Origin of the sequence: Streptomyces sp. NPDC050315, from assembly GCF_040655775.1 — a bacterium.
Lineage (GTDB): Bacteria > Actinomycetota > Actinomycetes > Streptomycetales > Streptomycetaceae > Streptomyces.
This window is the reverse complement of the sequence record NZ_JBFAKN010000006.1, coordinates 302,574-319,176: the sequence shown is the minus strand read 5'-3', so window position 1 is coordinate 319,176 and position 16,603 is coordinate 302,574. Positions and strand designations below refer to the sequence as shown.

Here is a 16,603-nt window from a genome sequence, read left to right as displayed (position 1 = left end):
CGTTGCGACGGAGGAGCCGTGCCTGCACCTGCATCCCGAGCGCAGGACATCGCGGCACGGCTGACGGCCGCCCAGTACGAGCCTCGGATGACTCGGCGCACCGGCCGCATCCGGGTCGAAGTGCGAGTACCGGAAGCTCCGTCCGAGGCGAGCTGGCGCGCTCTGCTCGCGGCATTAGAGCGCGCCGACCGGTTCGGCCTCGACAGCGACGCGGAGGGGCTCACCGCATGGGCCGTCGTCTGGGCAGTGCCGCCGAGGCGAGCGAGCCCCGATACCGAGCAGCCGCGAATCACCCATGAGTCCCCGAAACTCCGCGACGGCCGGACCGGCCCAGCGGCGGGAGATCAGCGATAAGGGAGCGCACTACATGAACGGCAGAGCCATCACGGCCACCGTGCGACCGCATGCCCCGACTCGACGGCGGGCGCATTGACCGGACCCGCGGCCGATCGACAGCGACAGCGTCAGCAGGTGCTGCCCATTGAACCCGAGCGAGGAAACGGTGATCTTGAATGGCTAGTCGGTACGAGCAGATCGCTGCGGACCTCCGTCGGCAGATCCAAGAAGGCGCCCTCACCGCGGGGGCCCGCCTGCCTTCGGAAAGCGCTCTGGCCAACGAGTACCGAGTGGGCGCGCCGACAGTACGCCAGGCGCTCGGCGTCCTGCAGAGCGAGGGTTTGATCGAGAAGCAGCACGGCCGCGGGAACTTCGTCCGTGCCGTAGTTCCTCAGATCGAGTACGCCAACGACCGGCAGTCGCCGGCGGGGACGCTCAACAAGCGCGCCGATGATCACGGCAGATGGGTTTCCGGCCCTGCCGCTGACCTCACGGTCTCGGTCACTTGCTGCGAGATGAAGGCGTCCGGAGACGTCGCGACTCGGATGGAGGTGCCCCCAGGGACACGGCTGCTGGAATTCACCCACCGGGGTCAGCGCCCGAAGGACGACAAGCCGTGCACTCTCGTGCGCTCGTACTTGCTGTACGACATGGTGGCGGCAGCCCCCGTGGTGCCCGTCGCGCCCGTCAGCGACGACTTCCCTTGGGGCGACGCCTACCAGGGCTGGCTCGCCAACGCAGGCATCAAGCTCGACTACGTCGTGGAACGGCTCACCGCGCGGCCGCCGAGCGCCGAGGAGGCCATACACCTGGGCGTCGTCCCCGGCGTCTCCGTCATAGCCATCCAGCGCACGTCCATCGACGTTCAGGGCCAAGTCGTGGAGGTCGCGGACTTACTGATGTCCGGCGACCGCGTCGCGGCCGTGTACACGACGCCTGTGGCAGCTGCCTGCACGATCTGCTGACGCGATCCTCTCCCGACCCGTAGCAATGGCGGCCGTACCGATCCCCGCCGATCGGTACGGCCGCTCCTTTCTGCGCTCCCCTTACCGGTCGAAGTCGAGATCGAGCATCCGGATCGCGTTCCCGCGCAGCAGCTTGTACGTCACGTCCGGCGGGAGGCCGACGACATGCTCTGCGGCCACCTGCTCCGTATGCGGCCAGGTCGAGTCCACGTGCGGATAGTCGGTCTCGAAGGTCGCGTTGTCGACGCCGACGGATTCGAGCGAGGCGACCCCGTGCTTGTCGCGGAAGAAGCAGCAGAAGATCTGCCGGTAGTAGTACGTCGACGGCGGATCCGGGATCAGGTCCCGAACCCCGCCCCAGGCCCGGTGTTCCTCCCACACATCGTCCGCGCGCTCCAGGGCGTACGGGATCCAGCCCATCTGCCCCTCCGCGTACGCGAGCTTCAGCCTGGGGAACTTCACCAGCACCCCGCTGAACAGGAAGTCCATCATCGAGGCCATCGCGTTGTTGAAGCTGAGCGACGCCTCGACCGCTGGCGGCGCGTCCGGCGAAGCGGCAGGCATCTGCGACGACGAGCCGATGTGCATGCACACCACCGTGCCGGTCTCCTCGCAAGTGGCGAAGAACGGGTTCCAGTAGCCCGAGTGAATACTCGGCAGCCCGAGGTACGTGGGGATCTCGCTGAAGGTCACCGCCCGCACGCCCCGCGCAGCGTTCCTGCGAATCTCCTGTACAGCGAGGTCGACATCCCAGAGTGGGATGAGGCAGAGCGGGATCAGGCGCCCACCGCTGTCACCGCACCACTCCTCCACCATCCAGTCGTTGTACGCCCGGACGCACGCGAGTCCCACCTCCAGGTCGCGCGCCTCGGCGAACGTCTGGCCGCAGAAGCGCGGGAAGGTCGGAAAGCAGAGGGATGCCTCGACGTGGTTCGCCTCCATGTCCTCGATCCGCGCCTTCGGATCCCAGCAGCCCCTACGCATCTGCTCCCTCGTGATGCCTTCGAGGGTCATCTCATCGCGCGAGAAGCCGACGGCCGCAATGATCCGCTTGTACGGGAAGAGGTTCCCCTCGTACTCCCACCAGTCGGTCAGCGGGCCGTCCGGGTCCGTAGTGAACCGGTACTTGCTCGCCACCCGCTCCAGCCCACCGATCCCGGCCGTCATCGGCTTGGGCCCGCGGTCTCGGTACTTCGCCGGCAGCCACGTCTCGAAGAGGTGCGCGGGCTCGATCACGTGGTCGTCCACGCTGATGATCATCGGTATGTCGGTGGTGCCGTTCGCCTCGCTGGCCATCGAACCCTCCCGGATGTGTCACCAGCCATCAGACCTGACGGCCCGTCAGGTCGCGAGCCGAGGGTATAGACCGCGCCTTCAAGCAACAAGACAGGACCGGCTTTTCCTGTCGCGGCACACCGTGAGGTGGTGCGCGCGAGTGGCGACACCCGGCGGGTCGAGAGTGTGGCGAACCCCCTCCCCCAACCTCTAAGCTAGTTAACTAGATTCACCGTAGGTCATCACACCTGGTGATTCATTGGTGCGCCCTCGCGCGCCCGAACCGCGATGAGCCTGTGTTCCTTCGCCCTGGGATGTTCCGTACGGGCGCTTCGAGCGCCAGAAACCAACAGCCCCCGCGACCGATGCGACCGGTCCGGGGGCCTTGAGCAACCTGAGAGAGCAGGTCGTCATGTCACACCGTAGCGTCCACTTCCTCGCTTCGATCCTGCGCTGCTTACTGCCGGCGCCGGGACGTCACCGAGCCGCGCTTGAAGGCCGGCAGCACCGGCAGCCGACTCTCCGGAGTACCGTCCAACCGCGCAATCCGCGGCCTTCCCAGGCCAGCCATCAGCCGTCAGGCCACCAGGTGGATCCCCTCTGGGACGTACCCCTCGTCCGCCCCTACGTACTCGCCCACGAGCGGAAGCAGGAAGCGTGGCATCGGCTCGTCGCACGAGGTATCGACGTGCGGAGCCTGTGGGAGTACGGCGCGGAGGTGACAGCGTGAGCCAGGCACACAGGATCCGGCTGCTTCCGTGGGTCCGGTCGGACGGTAAGCCCTGCTACCTGAGCACGGACGAGACCAGCGGGTACATGTGGCAGCTGGCTGACAACATGGAAGCGATACAGCTCAACATGGGGGCCGCCCTCATCGAGCACGTCGACGAAGTCTTCAACGCGCCGAGCGTGACCCCGGAGCAGGTCCGCTACGTGGCCGATCGGCTGGTCGAATCCCTTGTCGACGTACTCCGCATCGCAGAAAGCCGAGGCGAACGCCTCCGGGCTTCGGTGCAGGAGGCCGGGAGGCAGGCAACGGGCGAGGAGGGCGACGGCCCATCTCTGCCGGCGGGCGCCTTCGGGTGACCTGCGCCGGAGCGGCGCGCCCGCCGCCCCGCCTTCCCGCTGACTGCCCCGCCAGCTTTTGACGGCGGTACGGGGCGCATCCACCACGCCCCCCTTGCCCTCGGCCCCGGCCCGGCTCGCCGTACACCTGCGTACGGCGAGCCGGGCCGTTCGCGTGCCCCAGCCCAGATTGGGCGATGACGCCCTCTTGTGCAGCGATCGCCAGCCCATCGAAACTGACGGGCCGTCAGGTGCGACTGACGGTCCCGAGTGTGAGAGAGGAGCACGCGATGCAAACAATCTGGCTGAGCGGAGCCGAATGGCTCGCCGTGCTGCGTATCGGTCTCGGCCTGTGGTGGCTGGAGAGCTGGCGCCACAAGGACAAGAAGGAATGGTTCAAGGGCGGCGGCATCAAGTGGGCGGCCGGCGTTGCGGACAAGCACCGCTGGCCCTTCGTAAGACGCACTTTCGACGGCCTGGTCAAACCCCACCCGCGCCTCATGGCGTACGTCGTTGCCTACGCCGAGCTCGCCCTGGGCCTTGGCCTCATTGTCGGCTTCTTGACGCCCGTCGCGCTCATCGCCGGCTTCGTCCTGAACCTGATCTACTTCGTGCTCATGATCCACGACTGGGCCGAGCTGGGACAAAACCTGATGATGGCGCTGATCTCGGCAGTGGCTCTGTTCACCGTGAGCTGGCAGTCCTGGTCACTCGACAGCGTCATCGGCCTGTTTGTATAGGCCGTGCCCTGCGAAGAGCCTGGCCTGGCGCCCGGGCAGCCCGCCCGGCGGATCGTCGGATCAGTCGATAACGCCGAGTTCCGTGTCCGGGCGACAGAAGGGGCAGGCACTGATTCCCTCTGCCAGGGCCTGGAGGGCCTGCTCGCGGGTGATCCCGGCGCCTTTGCCCATGCCGCAGTCGCCGACGTGCACGTACACGGGCGGGGCATCGCGGCCGCCAAGGCGCTCGCGTTCGAGCTTCCACTCCGGCGGTGGCGCCACTTCGCTCTGAGGCTGCTGCGCAGACCGCCGAGCCTGCTCCTGTTCGATCCACCGCTGTGTCTGGTCGAGCTGCTGAAGCTGGACCCGCTGGAGGAACCGGAGCAGCTCTAGCCGGTTCGGCGAGTAATCGTTCATGCATTCGATTCTAAGGCGGCATCCTTTGGTGGCGTCGTCCAGCACCGCGCCGAGCGATACGTCAGCGGCCCGACCGTCCGGGCGCTCCTGTCAAGCCGCGCAACGGCTATTTCCGGTCATTGGCCAGTCCCACCGACACCCGCATGCCTAAGATCACCAACACATCAAGATGAGTGTTGGGTCTGCAAGATGAGTGTTGGGGCTGGGGGTCAAATGGGTGCCGGCGAGCAGCTTGTGACGATAGCTGCCGTATTGCTCGGTGCGCTGACTTCGTACGTGGCCAGCTACCTGACCGAGCGAAATCGGACCCGGTACGAGTTGCTGACGCGCTGGGACGACAAGAAGGTCGAGGCGTACGGGGAGTACGTGGACGCGGCGAAGATGAGAATCGCCATGGCCGTGCCGCTGTACGAGTCGCGGGAAGGCCTGAGCGAAGCCCGCCGATCGGAGCATGAGCTCCGCGAGGACCTGGGGAGCGCCAGCCGCCGGTGGGGATCAGCCTTCGAGCGGGTCATGCTGCTCGGCGGTGACGACGCCATCGAGGCGGGACACGATCTGAACGTGGTCCTTGCCGAGATCGACTGGCAAGCGACGGGGAGGATCCGCGGAACACTGGAGGAGTGGCGTCAGCGCCATCGAACCGCCTTCCGCCTGATCAACGCCTTCCACGATGCTGCTCGGGAAGACCTCGGGATCCAGGGCAGTGCCACCGGCGAAAAGCATCCGGAGCGCGATCTCCTGCTTCCGCCGGCTCGCCGCGGGGACGAGAACGCTTCCGCCTGATTCCCGAATTTGCTGCAACGTGTCTGCTCCTGTGTCGGGCGTTCGCGAAACTAGCACACAGTTGTGCGTGACTGAACACCCTTGGTCTGGCTCGGGACCAGCCACTTATCAGCTAAACCAAACGCCAAAAATAGACGCCTGCGACACACTTAGGCCAGTTATACGCTCGTGTAGGTTCAGTGTCTGATCCTCGGTCAAGGTGCAGATATAGTCGCACACTGCTCGTGCGCGACGCTGTTCATCACTCCTTGGGAATCCGCTAAATTTCTCATGTTCCTCCATGCGTTCGTAGATGTCGTCCAAGAGTCTAGGAACTGGGACGTTGGGGTTCTTTCCGCCTTCGAGGTGGCGGGTGAGCATATCCATCAATTCATCGAACAATCGTCCTATGACTGCCTTTTGCCCCTCCTGAGCCAATGCGAGTGCTGGCTGGTTTATAACGTAGTAGAAAGTCAACTGCTTCAGCACCTCAACCCAGTACTCGGGTGCTTCATCTATCTTGATAGATGATGAAGTGTCAGTGGATACTGCTTTGAAGAATTTCCGGATCAGCTCGTGCATTAGTTGGTCAAGCCTGACGCGATCCAGGCGAGTGTCCCGCCACTCACGCTCGGGCATCAATGTTTTTATCTCGCAGAATGCGTCAATGAACTTGCCCGTGTCGAATGGCCCGTACCCTCTCCTCTTGCTGCAGGCGAAGGTGAAGAATTCATCCTTGTCGAGATGGAGAGCATGCAGCGGCATCAACCCAGCTCGAAAGTAGTCTTGCACGTCGTGGGTCACGTAGGAGACATCGTCTGCCCAGTCCATGAGCATGGCAGCTGCGCTTCGTTCGTCCCCTGTCATTCCCGAGCGGGCATGCGTGAAGTCCCGTTGCTCGCTTCGGTAAGCACCCCATTTATTTCCGTGGGCGCGGTCAAGCCATGGATAGAGCTGCCAATCGGGGACTGCATCGAACCTAGGATATTTGAGAATGGCGTTCAATGTCGCTCGCGTTAGGTTGAGGCCTCCGTATTCCGCGGCGTTCACATTGACCGCCATTTTTGTGGCAACTCGAAATGATTGAGCGTTTCCTTCGAAGCCGCCGTACGTGCCAGCCATCCTCTTGTCTAGTACCCCCTCTGCGACATGCCCAAATGGCGGATGTCCTATGTCGTGGGCTAGGCCGGCGGCCTCGACGATATCGGGAAAGCAGTCCCGGTCCTCGTCTAGTCCTGCATGGAACGCCTCGTCGCTCGCGACTAGGCGTTGCGCTATTCTGCGCCCCATCTGGGCAACTTTTAGGCTGTGGGTCAACCTGTTATGCAGCAGATGGTGTTCTCGAACGGCTGCTACCTGTGTAATGCCAGCCAGTCGGCGAAACGCCGAAGAGTACAAAATTCGATCTCGGTCACGCTCAAAATCATTTCGCGCATCCTCGCGCGGTTCCTCTGGATGCAGCCGCTCGGCTGGGTCTGGGCCAGTTGCAGGCATCGTCTTCGCCTCCCGGTACGTGCCTTTACAGCTTGGGCTGCCCCGGAAGAGGACGCGCTGCCAGGACCCACGCATTAGCCCAAATGGGTGAAAGTCATTCATGGACGAGTAGATAGGAAGCAGTTTTGAAGCCGTAGGTAACGAGGAATGCCTATCGCCCTACCCGGTCGTGTCGCGATTGCTTGGAGAACCGCAGTGCGCGTGATCTCAGCAGTTGCTATAGCCAACACGGAGGATCAGGCCTGAAAGAGCAACGTGGACCAATCTCGCGTGGAACGGCTGACCTTAGTGCATGCCGCCCGCATCTCTTGCCGATCGAGGCGCTGCTGTAGGGGCGCCGTGTGATCTGCGAGATCACCTCTCCCTGAGGGGGCCTTGCTCGACTCATCTCCCATCGCTCTGCTGCGGGCCTGTTCCGGGCCGTCGAGCCACGAGGAGCGCCGCCACCGGGGCCTCGTGGACCATCTATGGACCAGAGAGTGGGGGTTCGGGGGACGTGTAGGCGTTTCACCAGTTCAGGGCCTGTGTAGGCGCTCGAAGGAGCCTTCTCTTGAAAACTGTCGTGGCGGCAACGCCACCGTGGGTTCAAATCCCACAGCCTCCGCCACAGGCCGACATAACACCAGGCCAGAAGGGGTGCCCGAAGCGACCGGGCTTAGTGGCCCGCAACACCCTGATCGAACTCCTAAGTGTCGGGTAGGGCTGAGAAGTCGTGGCTGACGGTCGGTTGTGACTCAGCTGTGCAGCGCGGGGTGCCCGCTGGCGCGGGCGCCTCCGGTTGCTTCATTGCGCGATGGCCACCTCGGAAATTCTCATTCAGCGACCGAAGTGGCTACCTGACTGGCCAAGGTCTGTATCGTCCAGAGCGTCCTCCATGAGCTGGTTCGACTTCTGCTCCTGGCCGCGGAGGGTCTTCGCGTAGAACTTCCACAGCACGGCGACGCTGTGGCCGGCCCTCCTCGCTACCTCTACGGGGGCCACGCCCGCCTTGATCCAGAGGGAGACGCCTGCGTACCGCAGCGAGAACGGCACGCTCGCCAGGGGCGTTTCTACCTCCTCTGATGAGAGCGCCTTTTTTCGCGCCTCACGCCACATGTCGGTGTACTCCGGGGAGCGCACCCGCCCGCCCTGGGACGCACGGAAGAGCCGCCCGTCTGACGCGGTGCCGTACTGCTCGATGTGTGTGCGCAGCATCTGTACGAGGACAGGCGGGATCGCTATGGGCCGCGTGGTTCGCCGTGCCCGCCGCTTCAGGCCGCGCTCTTCGTGTGACTTGCCGTCCCTGGACGAGTGGCGTCAGCGGCACCGAACAGCCTTCCGCCTGATCAACGCCTTCCATGATGCTGCACGGGAAGACCTCGGAATACAGGGCAGTGTCACCGGAGAAAAGTACCCGGAGCGCGATCTCCTGCTCCCGCCCTCTAGCTCTGCGCCTGAAGAATCCCGTGATCGCTGAGGTGCGACGGAAGCTCAGCCTGTGAGCCGTGGCTGATTCAACCTCAAGGCCAAGTCTCGTTCCTGACCTTACGGAGACGGGCTCGCGTGAGATCGACCATGGCGCTTCCCTACGAGGGCGTAAGGCTCGAGCAGCTCGACTGACAGCGTGGTGGAAGCTAGTCGCACTAGAGTCTGGACATGGACAGCCAGACGCTCGTCTCTTCAGCTAAGCGTTGGATGCACGCCGGCCTGGATGCCTTCGCCCGTGACACCGACCTGGACTTCGCTGTCCACCACTTCGGAGTCGCCACCGAGCACGCACTGAAGGCATTCCTGGCCTCCTACCACCCAGCCCTGGTGGCCGACCCCAACGACTTCGCGGGGCTGCTTCACGCTACCGGCCACGGGGTGCTCGCCAACACCGGGATGACCAACACCAAGACCGTTTCTGCAGCGCTTGCGTTCCAACGCTGCAACTCCTTGCTGAAGCCGCCTCTCCCGTTCAGCAAGGAGAAGTTTCAGACCTTCTTGAACGCACGGAACGGGGTCTCCCATCTGGGGGTTCACGAGAAGAATGAGGTCCGACAGCACCTGGTCACGTCGATCCGAATCGTCGACCGTCTACTGAGCGAGCTCACTGTGTCACGCGAACTTTTCTGGGGTGACTACCGTGAGCTCCACGATGAGCTACTACAGGAGCGCGCGGACGATCTGAAGCTTGCATACCAGAGGAAGGTCGCAGTTGCGAGGCGTGTCTTTTCCGCGCTGGACCCGCAGATTGGCGCTTATGACCTCGGACGTATCGCCGCAATCTACGGCTTGGCTGATGAGGAGGAGGAGCTAGCGCAATGCCCGGTATGTGGCAGAAGCGGCCGTCTCACTGGCATGCACTCAGTCGAGAGGCGCGACGACGTAAACCGTTCAGATGACGATGAGGACTGGGTGGTCATTCTCTACCCCTTGAACTTCACTTGCCCCACTTGCCAACTTGATCTGGGATCCGAGTTCTTCGAATTGGCCGGGCTACCCTCCGCTGTCCCCACTGCACACGATCCTGCTGACTGGTGGGAGCCCGATGAAGATTTGGACCGTGGCCGCTAGTGTGAGCGGCTTTCGCGCCGAAGCACCGTAGCAGCCTCGTGAGAGAAAGCCAGACGGCGCGCGGCTGATGCTTCGCCGTGATTCGTGCCTGCCTCGCGAGAGACCATGGCCAACCTGTGGCCACGAGGGAGCCTGCGGAGGTGCTATTCGCAGCTCCTCTGCAGGTCAGGGCATGCATGACGGTCGAAAGCTCAGCGGTCTTGAAAACTGTCGTGGCGGCAACGCCACCGTGGGTTCAAATCCCACAGCCTCCGCCACCGGCCAACAAAGCTGCAGGCCAGAAGGGGTGCCCGACGCGAACGGGCACCCCTTTCGCGTTCGGTCTGTCTCACCCCGTAGCGCGCATAGCCCGCTGTTGATCAGCCCGTGTGGACCAGGCGTGGACCAGAATCCGGCTCACTCGGTCTCGCGAAGTGCCTGCTCAATCGGCCTTGGTACTGGCGGGCTCGTCTACGGGAAGCTGCCTAGCTGGCCACCCAGAGCATCGCAGCCGGCCACATGCTCGCTGACTCAGTTCCACGACAAGAGGGAGCCAAGCGTTCTTCGCTTGCGGGCGACAGAGCGCTGGAGCTCGGAGTCCCTGCGTGCCCCTGGGCGGCCACGGTCGTTTCCCAGGTATGAAGAAGATCATCAGCGTCGTTGCTGTCGCGCTTGTCGCAGTCGGTACGGCCACACCTGCCTTCGCCGAAAACGACAGCAACTTTGGTTCCGGCGTCAACGCCGCGAACAACTGGAATTTCACCGCTGAGAACGTCTGCATGCAGGAGGTGGCCGTCGTCCCAGCCTTCAGCGACTGGTCAGGGAACCACCGCAACAACTGCTCCAACGGCAATGTGATCGACCACCCGCACGGTTAGGCATCTGGCCTGGGTGCCCACTCGTTTATTGGCGGCCGGATGCGACTTGCCCAGCGGGTGCGAGCGGAGCTGCTGCCCGCACCCGCTGGGCACCCAGGGTTGAGCACGAAGTGGCCAACTGGCGGCTCAGATAACAGCGAGAGGGCGGCTTCGGGCGTGCTTCGGCGACAAGCTCGGCATTGGACAACGTCGTCGGCAACACCGGCCGACAACGACCCAATGACGATCAGTCAGGCGGCGTGCCCCGACCTGGAGCGGAAAGAACGCGGGTCCTCAAGGTCTCCGACAAGACCCGGGGCAGGAAATCGCCCCCGTGCCCCATCCGTGCCCGCTCGGCCGGGGAGCAACGGGAAAATCGTGGGTGGCGCCGGACAACGCCAAAGGCAGAGGCCCCCGGCGAGATTCCCTGGTCAGGGGCCTTCTCGGTGCGGAGGCTGTGGGATTTGAACCCACGGTGGCGTTGCCGCCACGACAGTTTTCAAGACCGCGTCAGGAGCCTGATTGCTGCTGGATCCAAATGGGCCAGGCACCGGCCAAAGTGGCCGGCACAATGCCTGCTATAGCCAGCACAATTCCTGCGATAGCCAGCCAAGCCGGACCGCGAAGATCGCTCATTGCTTGGCCCCAGACGAGCCGTTGTATCCATTCGTAGGTGTACGTGAGTCGGCCCACGTTGAAAGTAGGCTCGCGTAGCGCATACATCGCTGCGTCTCGCTCCTGGGGCGTCTCGAACGCATCGTCGGACGCTTGGATGATGCGATCGATCGCGTCCAGATCTCTCACTAGGGCGTTGTAGTCCCTACGGAGGGCCAGCCCGACCCAGACGAGGGCTACCGCGGGATCATTCCGCCGGCAACGGTCATCAGCGTCAACGTTGGCTTCATGACCGGGCTTTGGAAGCTTATTCCTCACGACCGTGTACGCACACCACGTCGATTCCCATGGCCCTCTTGCGCCTCCGTTCATATCCATACTGTCGCGGACCGACGCTCGCCTCCGGCGCGCTCGGTTCGTTTACCACGAGCCCGTTTCGCTCACCGGCGGGCGGCTACCCGCCACCCGATAGACAGGAGGAATCCAGATGATCACCAGGGAACAGATCCCCACCGTGCTGGACCACCCGGTCTACGACAGCGCCGGCAAGAAGATCGGCGATGCCAGGCATGTCTTCTTCGACGAAGTAAGCGGACAGCCCGAATGGGTCAGTGTGAAGACCGGCCTGTTCGGCACCAGCGAGTCGTTCGTGCCCATCCATGACGCCACCGTCGTCGAGGACCACCTCGAGGTTCCCTACCTCAAGAACAAGGTCAAGGAGGCGCCCAACGTCGACGTCGATGCCGGCGGGCACCTCTCCGAACAGGAGGAGCGTCGCCTGTACGAGTTCTACGGCGTCGATTGGGAGGCCGCCTGGCGGCAGACCCAGCCCGACGCCAAGAAGGCCGCTGGCCGCCCCACCGACGAGGCGATGACACGCTCGGAGGAGCAGATGCGGGTCGGCACCGAGCGCCGCGAGACCGGCCGCGCGCGGCTGCGCAAGTACGTGGTCACCGAGGAGCAGCAGCGGACCGTACCGGTGCGCCATGAGGAAGTGCGCGTGGAGCGGGAGCCGGTCACCGAGGCCAACCGCGAGGAGGCCATGTCCGGCCCGGAGATTTCCGAGGCCGAGCATGAGGTCACCCTCCATGCGGAGCGGCCGGTGGTGGAAACCAAGGCCGAACCCGTCGAGCGGGTCCGTCTGACCACTGATGAGCGTGTTGAGGAAGAGACGGTCAAGGGCAAGGTCCGCAAGGAGCGCATCGAAGCCGACACCGACGAGAACGACCGTCGCAGCTGACGGGGCGTACCCGTTCCCAGGCGTTCGGACGGAACCGATTCTTCCGGACGCCTGCGCGATCACCGGGGCCACTCATACGGCCACTCATACAACTCCTCGCCGTCCTCCGATCCGGCGTCTGCTGGCCGACGTGCCGCCGGCGCACCAAAGGCAAGCGCCTGGAGCCCGAGTGCTGGTGCTGTGAATACGTCCGGGCTTATCGAGAGTCTGTAGGGGGGCAGGAGAAGAAGCACTTCTCAGGTGACCAGGCGTTTCGGGTGTTACCCGCGTATCGGTATGGAGGGCGGCGGGCGGGGGCTCGCAGGCCGACGGCGTGCTGCTGGTCGCCCGCGCCGGTGAATGCGCCTTGCCGGATCGCTCGCGAGGAGTGGTCAGGTGGAAGGCCAGGGGCCGGCAACGGGCGTCGGCGGCCAGGTGGATCTTCGTGTTCAGCCCGCCGCGGGACCGTCCAAGGACACGGTCGTGCGGCTCGCCTGCCGGGGCCCCTCTTTGTGGCCCCGGCCGCATGCTGGTTGGCGCGCACGATCGTGGAGTCCACCGATACCGCCCAAGTCAGGTTCTCTTCCGCGTCGGCCTGCGCCGTCAGCGCGGTGAAGACACGTTCCCAGGTGCCATCGGCGGCCCACATGCGCAGCCGGTTGTAGACGCCCCGCCAGTTGCGCGGGCGGCGAGAACAGCGACGACGGCGCCGTGTGGGGCCTGCACGGCTCCGCCGGAGGCGTCACGGCCACCGGCGCGGTGAGCTTCGGCAACGCCGTCCACCTAGCCGACCACAACAAGGACGGCCGCGTCGATCTGTCGGCATCGGGAACGCCGGGGACATCCCCATGTTCGGGGACGCCATGTCCGGCTCCTGAGCACGTAGATGCACGTAGATGCACATGGATGTGTGTGCATGTACGTACATGCTCGTACGTGAGTGAAGCCTCCGCCTGCTGCAGGGGGCGCAAGGAACACGGCCCGGGGGGTTCGGCCTGGTCGGAGGCCTTTGGTGGGGCTTCACAGGAGCTTGGTGCGCTTCGTTGCGCCCCCCAGCAGTTGTTGTGTGGGGGTTTGATGGGGTGGGGTCACACTTGCGGGGGAATCGGTGGCGGTTGTCGGTTCGGGGGGTGCGGCCTGGGCAGTTCTGGTGGCGCGACGTCGTTACGCAACAGGCCCGGGGGGGTCGGCCAACCACCCAGGGGTTACCCGTACAAGTGGTTCCGCAGGAGGAAAGTCATGGCAAGCATCCGTACCGCTCGCACCATCGCCGCCGTTGCCGCGCTGCCGTTCGCAGCAGCCCTGTTCGCCGGGGTCGCGCATGCGGACAACGGCTCGTTCGCGTCGGCCGGGTCGGGGGCGGTGTCGGCGAGCCAGGAAGGCACCGGCGTCGGTAACGACAACAACGGCAACTCCACCACGACCCAGCAGGTCGCGAACGGCGACGGGGCGTCCAACCAGAACAACACTGCGAGCGTGAACGGCTCGGGGTTCACCCACGTCGACCAGTCGAACGCGACGGTGAACTTCACGAACCTCTGGTGACCACTTCGGTGACCTGAGGACCGCGGGCGGCCGGCGCTGGGGAGAGCCGGCCGCCCGTACCCCATAACTGAGTACCTTGACAGTGAGCGGTTTCTGACGGACAGTCAGGAACCGCTCGTTCGTGCGTTGTGTCGAGTCGGTGGGTGCGGAGGGGGCGCGGTGGGCGGTACGGAGTCGGATCTCGAGGGGCGGCTGAAGGCGTACGCGGGGCGGGCCGCCATGGTCGGCGGGACCGGCAAGGACCCCGTCAACGCGGCGATGATCCGGCACTGGTGCGAGGCGGTCGGCGACACCAACCCCGCCTACACCGGCGAGGCCGCGATCGCGCCGCCGACCATGCTGCAGGCGTGGACCATGGGCGGGCTCTCCGGGCATACGGGCAGGTCGGCGGCGTACGACGAGCTGTTCGCGCTGCTGGACGGCGCCGGGTGCACGGCGGTGGTCGCGACCGACTGCGAACAGGAGTACCTGCGAGCGCTGCGCCCGGGGGACGAGGTCCGTTTCGACGCGGTGATCGAGTCGGTGTCGGCGCGGAAGACGACGAAGTTGGGGGTTGGGTACTTCGTCACTACTCGGATGGATGTACGGGTCGGAGGGGATGGAGGGGGCGGGGAGGGGGGAGAGGGCGAAGTCGTTGGGACGCATCGGTTTCGGATACTCAAGTACGCGCCTACGGGGAAGCGAGACGTCGGCGAGAAGCCGCGCCGGGCGCGGGAGGAGTCCGCGCGCCGGCCGCGGCCTGTGATCAATCGGGACAACGCCGGATTCTGGGCGGGGGTCGCCGAACACCGGCTGTTGATTCAGCGGTGCGGGGACTGCGGACAGCTGCGTTTCCCCTGGCTGCCGGGGTGCAACGGCTGCGGGAGCGAGAAGTGGGACACGGTCGAGGCGGGCGGTGACGGTGTCGTCTTCTCATACGTGGTGATGCACCATCCGCCGTTTCCCGCCTTCGATCCGCCGTACGCGGTGGCGGTGATCGAGCTGGCCGAGGGGGTGCGGATGGTCAGCGATGTGGTGGGCGTGGGCCATGGCGACGTACGCATCGGGATGCCCGTACGGCTGGAATTCCAGCGGGTGGACGATGACGAGGAGCCGTGGGTACTGCCGGTGTTTCGCGCCGGCGAAGCCGACCCCGCCAGGAAAGCCGACCCCGCCAGGAAAACCGACCCCGCCAGGAAAGCCGGCCCCGCCGGCCAAGAACTCCCCCCTCTCACCCTCCCGATCACCAGAACCCTGATAGTCGCCGGAGCCCTCGCCTCCCGCGACTACCAAGACGTGCATCACGATGCCGAGGCGGCCAGGGAGAAGGGTTCGCCGGACATCTTCATGAACATCCTCACCACGAACGGGTTGGTCGGGCGGTACATCACCGACCACTTCGGGCCCGGGTGCGTACTCCGCAAGGTCGCCATCCGGCTGGGGGCGCCCAACTACCCGGGCGACACACTGGTGTTGCGAGGCACCGTCACCGAAAGCGCGGAGGGTAGCGCGGACGGCACCGCAGTCGTGCGGGTGATCGGCGAGAACGGACAGGGCCGCCATGTGACCGGCACGGTCACCGTCGCCCTGGCCGCGGACGCCGGAGGCCCCGTATGAGCGTGCGTACCCGGGACTCCCTCGGCGGCCGGGCCGCGATCGCCGGCATCGGGGCGACGGAGTTCTCCAAGGACTCCGGACGGAGTGAGCTGAAGCTGGCGGTCGAGGCGGTGCGGGCCGCGCTGGCGGATGCCGGGCTGCGGCCCAAGGACGTGGACGGCATGGTCACGTTCACCATGGACACCAGCCCGGAGATCACCGTCGCGCAGGCGGCGGGCATCGGTGAGCTGTCGTTCTTCTCGCGTGTGCACTACGGGGGCGGCGCGGCCTGTGCGACGGTCCAGCAGGCCGCGATGGCGGTGGCGACCGGCGTCGCGGAGGTGGTGGTCTGCTACCGCGCGTTCAACGAGCGCTCCGGCCGGCGCTTCGGGGCGGGCGTGCAGCGGCGCGAGCCGTCCGCCGAGGGTGCGGCGCTCGGCTGGAACCTCCCGTACGGGCTGCTGACGCCCGCCTCCTGGGTGGCCATGGCGGCACAGCGGTACCTGCATGTGTACGGGCTGACGCCGGAGGCGTTCGGGCGCGTGGCGGTCGCCGGACGGCGGTACGCGGCCCGTAACCCCGCCGCGTACTTCTACGGGAAGCCGATCACCCTGGAGGAGCACGCCGCCTCCCGCTGGATCGTCGAGCCGCTGCGGCTGCTGGACTGCTGCCAGGAGACGGACGGCGGGCAGGCGATCGTGGTGACGTCGGTCGAGCGGGCGCGTGACCTGCGGTGTCCGCCCGCCGTGATCACCGCGGCGGCGCAGGGCACGGGCCGCGCGCAGGAGCAGATGACGAGCTACTACCGCGACGACCTGACCGGGCTGCCCGAGTCGGGCGTGGTGGCGCGGCAGTTGTGGCGGAGCAGCGGGCTGACGCCCGGGGAGATCGACGTCGGCATCCTGTACGACCACTTCACTCCGTTCGTGCTGATGCAGCTGGAGGAGTTCGGGTTCTGCGCGCCCGGTGAGGCGGCGGACTTCGTCGCGGCGGACGCGCTGCCCCTCAATACGCACGGCGGGCAGTTGGGCGAGGCGTATCTGCACGGCATGAACGGGATCGCGGAAGGCGTGCGGCAGATTCGCGGCACGTCCGTGAACCAGGTGTCGGGCGCGTCCCGGGTGCTGGTCACGGCCGGTACGGGAGTGCCGACCTCGGGGCTGGTACTCGGCGCGGACGAGGGCTGACCCCCGGTCCGCGCACCCCGGTCCGCGCACACCCACACCCGGCATACGGCTGAAC

General features: G+C 65.5%; 15 protein-coding genes, 1 tRNA gene and 2 pseudogenes. 12 read left to right on the top strand and 6 right to left on the bottom strand.

All coding sequences use genetic code 11. The annotated features are described in order from the left end of the window. Positions 1-512 precede the first annotated feature (512 nt). On the top strand, positions 513-1,301 hold the full coding sequence (locus tag AB0I82_RS23750) for a GntR family transcriptional regulator (RefSeq protein WP_363259356.1): 789 nt from the start codon (positions 513-515) through the stop codon (positions 1,299-1,301). An 81-nt stretch (positions 1,302-1,382) separates the two neighbouring features. Here the strand turns inward: AB0I82_RS23750 and AB0I82_RS23745 are convergent, their stop codons facing one another. Beyond that, complete coding sequence (locus tag AB0I82_RS23745; protein WP_363259355.1) at positions 1,383-2,597, bottom strand: amidohydrolase family protein; 1,215 nt, start codon at positions 2,595-2,597, stop codon at positions 1,383-1,385. A 705-nt stretch (positions 2,598-3,302) separates the two neighbouring features. Between AB0I82_RS23745 and AB0I82_RS23740 the strand changes: the two genes are divergently transcribed. Both AB0I82_RS23740 and AB0I82_RS23735 read left to right on the top strand, forming a co-directional pair. After that, on the top strand, positions 3,303-3,662 hold the full coding sequence (locus AB0I82_RS23740; RefSeq protein ID WP_363259354.1) for a hypothetical protein: 360 nt from the start codon (positions 3,303-3,305) through the stop codon (positions 3,660-3,662). A gap of 269 nt (positions 3,663-3,931) precedes the next feature. Continuing rightward, positions 3,932-4,381: a DoxX family protein gene (locus AB0I82_RS23735; RefSeq protein WP_363259353.1), complete on the top strand. Its 450-nt coding sequence runs from the start codon at positions 3,932-3,934 to the stop codon at positions 4,379-4,381. A gap of 60 nt (positions 4,382-4,441) precedes the next feature. Here the strand turns inward: AB0I82_RS23735 and AB0I82_RS23730 are convergent, their stop codons facing one another. Continuing rightward, on the bottom strand, positions 4,442-4,777 hold the full coding sequence (locus tag AB0I82_RS23730; RefSeq protein WP_363259352.1) for a DUF6233 domain-containing protein: 336 nt from the start codon (positions 4,775-4,777) through the stop codon (positions 4,442-4,444). 213 nt (positions 4,778-4,990) lie between these two features. On the opposite strand from AB0I82_RS23730, the gene AB0I82_RS23725 reads away from it, so the two are divergent. Next, on the top strand, positions 4,991-5,560 hold the full coding sequence (locus AB0I82_RS23725) for a hypothetical protein (RefSeq protein ID WP_363259351.1): 570 nt from the start codon (positions 4,991-4,993) through the stop codon (positions 5,558-5,560). Positions 5,561-5,668: 108 nt separating this feature from the next. On the opposite strand, the gene dgt is transcribed toward AB0I82_RS23725, so the two are convergent. Together dgt and AB0I82_RS23715 are read right to left on the bottom strand one after the other, a co-directional pair. After that, positions 5,669-7,033, bottom strand: a complete 1,365-nt coding sequence (dgt, locus tag AB0I82_RS23720) for a dGTP triphosphohydrolase (protein WP_363259350.1) — start codon at positions 7,031-7,033, stop codon at positions 5,669-5,671. An 816-nt stretch (positions 7,034-7,849) separates the two neighbouring features. Beyond that, positions 7,850-8,227 carry a hypothetical protein gene (locus tag AB0I82_RS23715; RefSeq protein WP_363259349.1) on the bottom strand — a complete coding sequence of 126 codons (378 nt, stop codon included), beginning with the start codon at positions 8,225-8,227 and terminating at the stop codon, positions 7,850-7,852. Positions 8,228-8,668: 441 nt separating this feature from the next. Between AB0I82_RS23715 and AB0I82_RS23710 the strand changes: the two genes are divergently transcribed. The 3 genes from AB0I82_RS23710 to AB0I82_RS23700 all read left to right on the top strand — a co-directional run bounded on the left by AB0I82_RS23710 (position 8,669) and on the right by AB0I82_RS23700 (position 10,428). After that, positions 8,669-9,571: a hypothetical protein gene (locus tag AB0I82_RS23710; RefSeq protein WP_363259348.1), complete on the top strand. Its 903-nt coding sequence runs from the start codon at positions 8,669-8,671 to the stop codon at positions 9,569-9,571. A gap of 136 nt (positions 9,572-9,707) precedes the next feature. After that, positions 9,708-9,828: transfer RNA gene (locus AB0I82_RS23705), tRNA-Ser, on the top strand. 360 nt (positions 9,829-10,188) lie between these two features. Beyond that, positions 10,189-10,428: a hypothetical protein gene (locus AB0I82_RS23700; protein ID WP_363259347.1), complete on the top strand. Its 240-nt coding sequence runs from the start codon at positions 10,189-10,191 to the stop codon at positions 10,426-10,428. Positions 10,429-10,917: 489 nt separating this feature from the next. Here AB0I82_RS23700 and AB0I82_RS23695 read toward each other — a convergent pair whose 3' ends face one another. Beyond that, positions 10,918-11,211 carry a hypothetical protein gene (locus AB0I82_RS23695; protein ID WP_363259346.1) on the bottom strand — a complete coding sequence of 98 codons (294 nt, stop codon included), beginning with the start codon at positions 11,209-11,211 and terminating at the stop codon, positions 10,918-10,920. A 298-nt stretch (positions 11,212-11,509) separates the two neighbouring features. On the opposite strand from AB0I82_RS23695, the gene AB0I82_RS23690 reads away from it, so the two are divergent. After that, a complete protein-coding gene (locus AB0I82_RS23690; RefSeq protein ID WP_363259345.1) occupies positions 11,510-12,262 on the top strand; it encodes a PRC and DUF2382 domain-containing protein in 753 nt (250 codons plus the stop codon). 411 nt (positions 12,263-12,673) lie between these two features. Here AB0I82_RS23690 and AB0I82_RS23685 read toward each other — a convergent pair. Further along, positions 12,674-12,806, bottom strand: a pseudogene (locus AB0I82_RS23685) (IS5/IS1182 family transposase); the annotation flags it as partial. A gap of 674 nt (positions 12,807-13,480) precedes the next feature. Here AB0I82_RS23685 and AB0I82_RS23680 point away from each other — a divergent pair. The 4 genes and pseudogenes from AB0I82_RS23680 to AB0I82_RS23665 all read left to right on the top strand — a co-directional run bounded on the left by AB0I82_RS23680 (position 13,481) and on the right by AB0I82_RS23665 (position 16,548). After that, positions 13,481-13,786, top strand: a complete 306-nt coding sequence (locus tag AB0I82_RS23680) for a hypothetical protein (RefSeq protein WP_030259736.1) — start codon at positions 13,481-13,483, stop codon at positions 13,784-13,786. Between the two features lie 219 nt (positions 13,787-14,005). Further along, positions 14,006-14,911 (top strand): annotated as a pseudogene (locus AB0I82_RS23675) (bifunctional MaoC family dehydratase N-terminal/OB-fold nucleic acid binding domain-containing protein); the annotation flags it as partial. Further along, the gene (locus AB0I82_RS23670; RefSeq protein WP_363259647.1) at positions 14,894-15,382 is read left to right on the top strand and encodes a MaoC family dehydratase; all 489 of its coding nucleotides are present in this window, start codon (positions 14,894-14,896) and stop codon (positions 15,380-15,382) included. The pseudogene AB0I82_RS23675 and the gene AB0I82_RS23670, both read left to right, overlap by 18 nt. Then, positions 15,379-16,548 (top strand): lipid-transfer protein, encoded by a 1,170-nt coding sequence (locus tag AB0I82_RS23665; protein WP_363259344.1) that lies wholly within the window; start codon positions 15,379-15,381, stop codon positions 16,546-16,548. Before AB0I82_RS23670 ends, AB0I82_RS23665 begins: the two co-directional genes overlap by 4 nt. Positions 16,549-16,603 lie beyond the last annotated feature (55 nt).

Excerpts from the sequence above, each read along its gene's own strand:
- AB0I82_RS23715 (WP_363259349.1), bottom strand. The coding sequence starts at position 8,227 with ATGCTGCGCACACACATCGAGCAGTACGGCACCGCGTCAGACGGGCGG.
- AB0I82_RS23690 (WP_363259345.1), top strand. The coding sequence starts at position 11,510 with ATGATCACCAGGGAACAGATCCCCACCGTGCTGGACCACCCGGTCTAC.
- AB0I82_RS23745 (WP_363259355.1), bottom strand. The coding sequence starts at position 2,597 with ATGGCCAGCGAGGCGAACGGCACCACCGACATACCGATGATCATCAGC.
- AB0I82_RS23665 (WP_363259344.1), top strand. The coding sequence starts at position 15,379 with ATGAGCGTGCGTACCCGGGACTCCCTCGGCGGCCGGGCCGCGATCGCC.
- AB0I82_RS23730 (WP_363259352.1), bottom strand. The coding sequence starts at position 4,777 with ATGAACGATTACTCGCCGAACCGGCTAGAGCTGCTCCGGTTCCTCCAG.
- AB0I82_RS23700 (WP_363259347.1), top strand. The coding sequence starts at position 10,189 with ATGAAGAAGATCATCAGCGTCGTTGCTGTCGCGCTTGTCGCAGTCGGT.
- AB0I82_RS23710 (WP_363259348.1), top strand. The coding sequence starts at position 8,669 with ATGGACAGCCAGACGCTCGTCTCTTCAGCTAAGCGTTGGATGCACGCC.
- dgt (WP_363259350.1), bottom strand. The coding sequence starts at position 7,033 with ATGCCTGCAACTGGCCCAGACCCAGCCGAGCGGCTGCATCCAGAGGAA.
- AB0I82_RS23750 (WP_363259356.1), top strand. The coding sequence starts at position 513 with ATGGCTAGTCGGTACGAGCAGATCGCTGCGGACCTCCGTCGGCAGATC.
- AB0I82_RS23725 (WP_363259351.1), top strand. The coding sequence starts at position 4,991 with ATGGGTGCCGGCGAGCAGCTTGTGACGATAGCTGCCGTATTGCTCGGT.
- AB0I82_RS23680 (WP_030259736.1), top strand. The coding sequence starts at position 13,481 with ATGGCAAGCATCCGTACCGCTCGCACCATCGCCGCCGTTGCCGCGCTG.
- AB0I82_RS23735 (WP_363259353.1), top strand. The coding sequence starts at position 3,932 with ATGCAAACAATCTGGCTGAGCGGAGCCGAATGGCTCGCCGTGCTGCGT.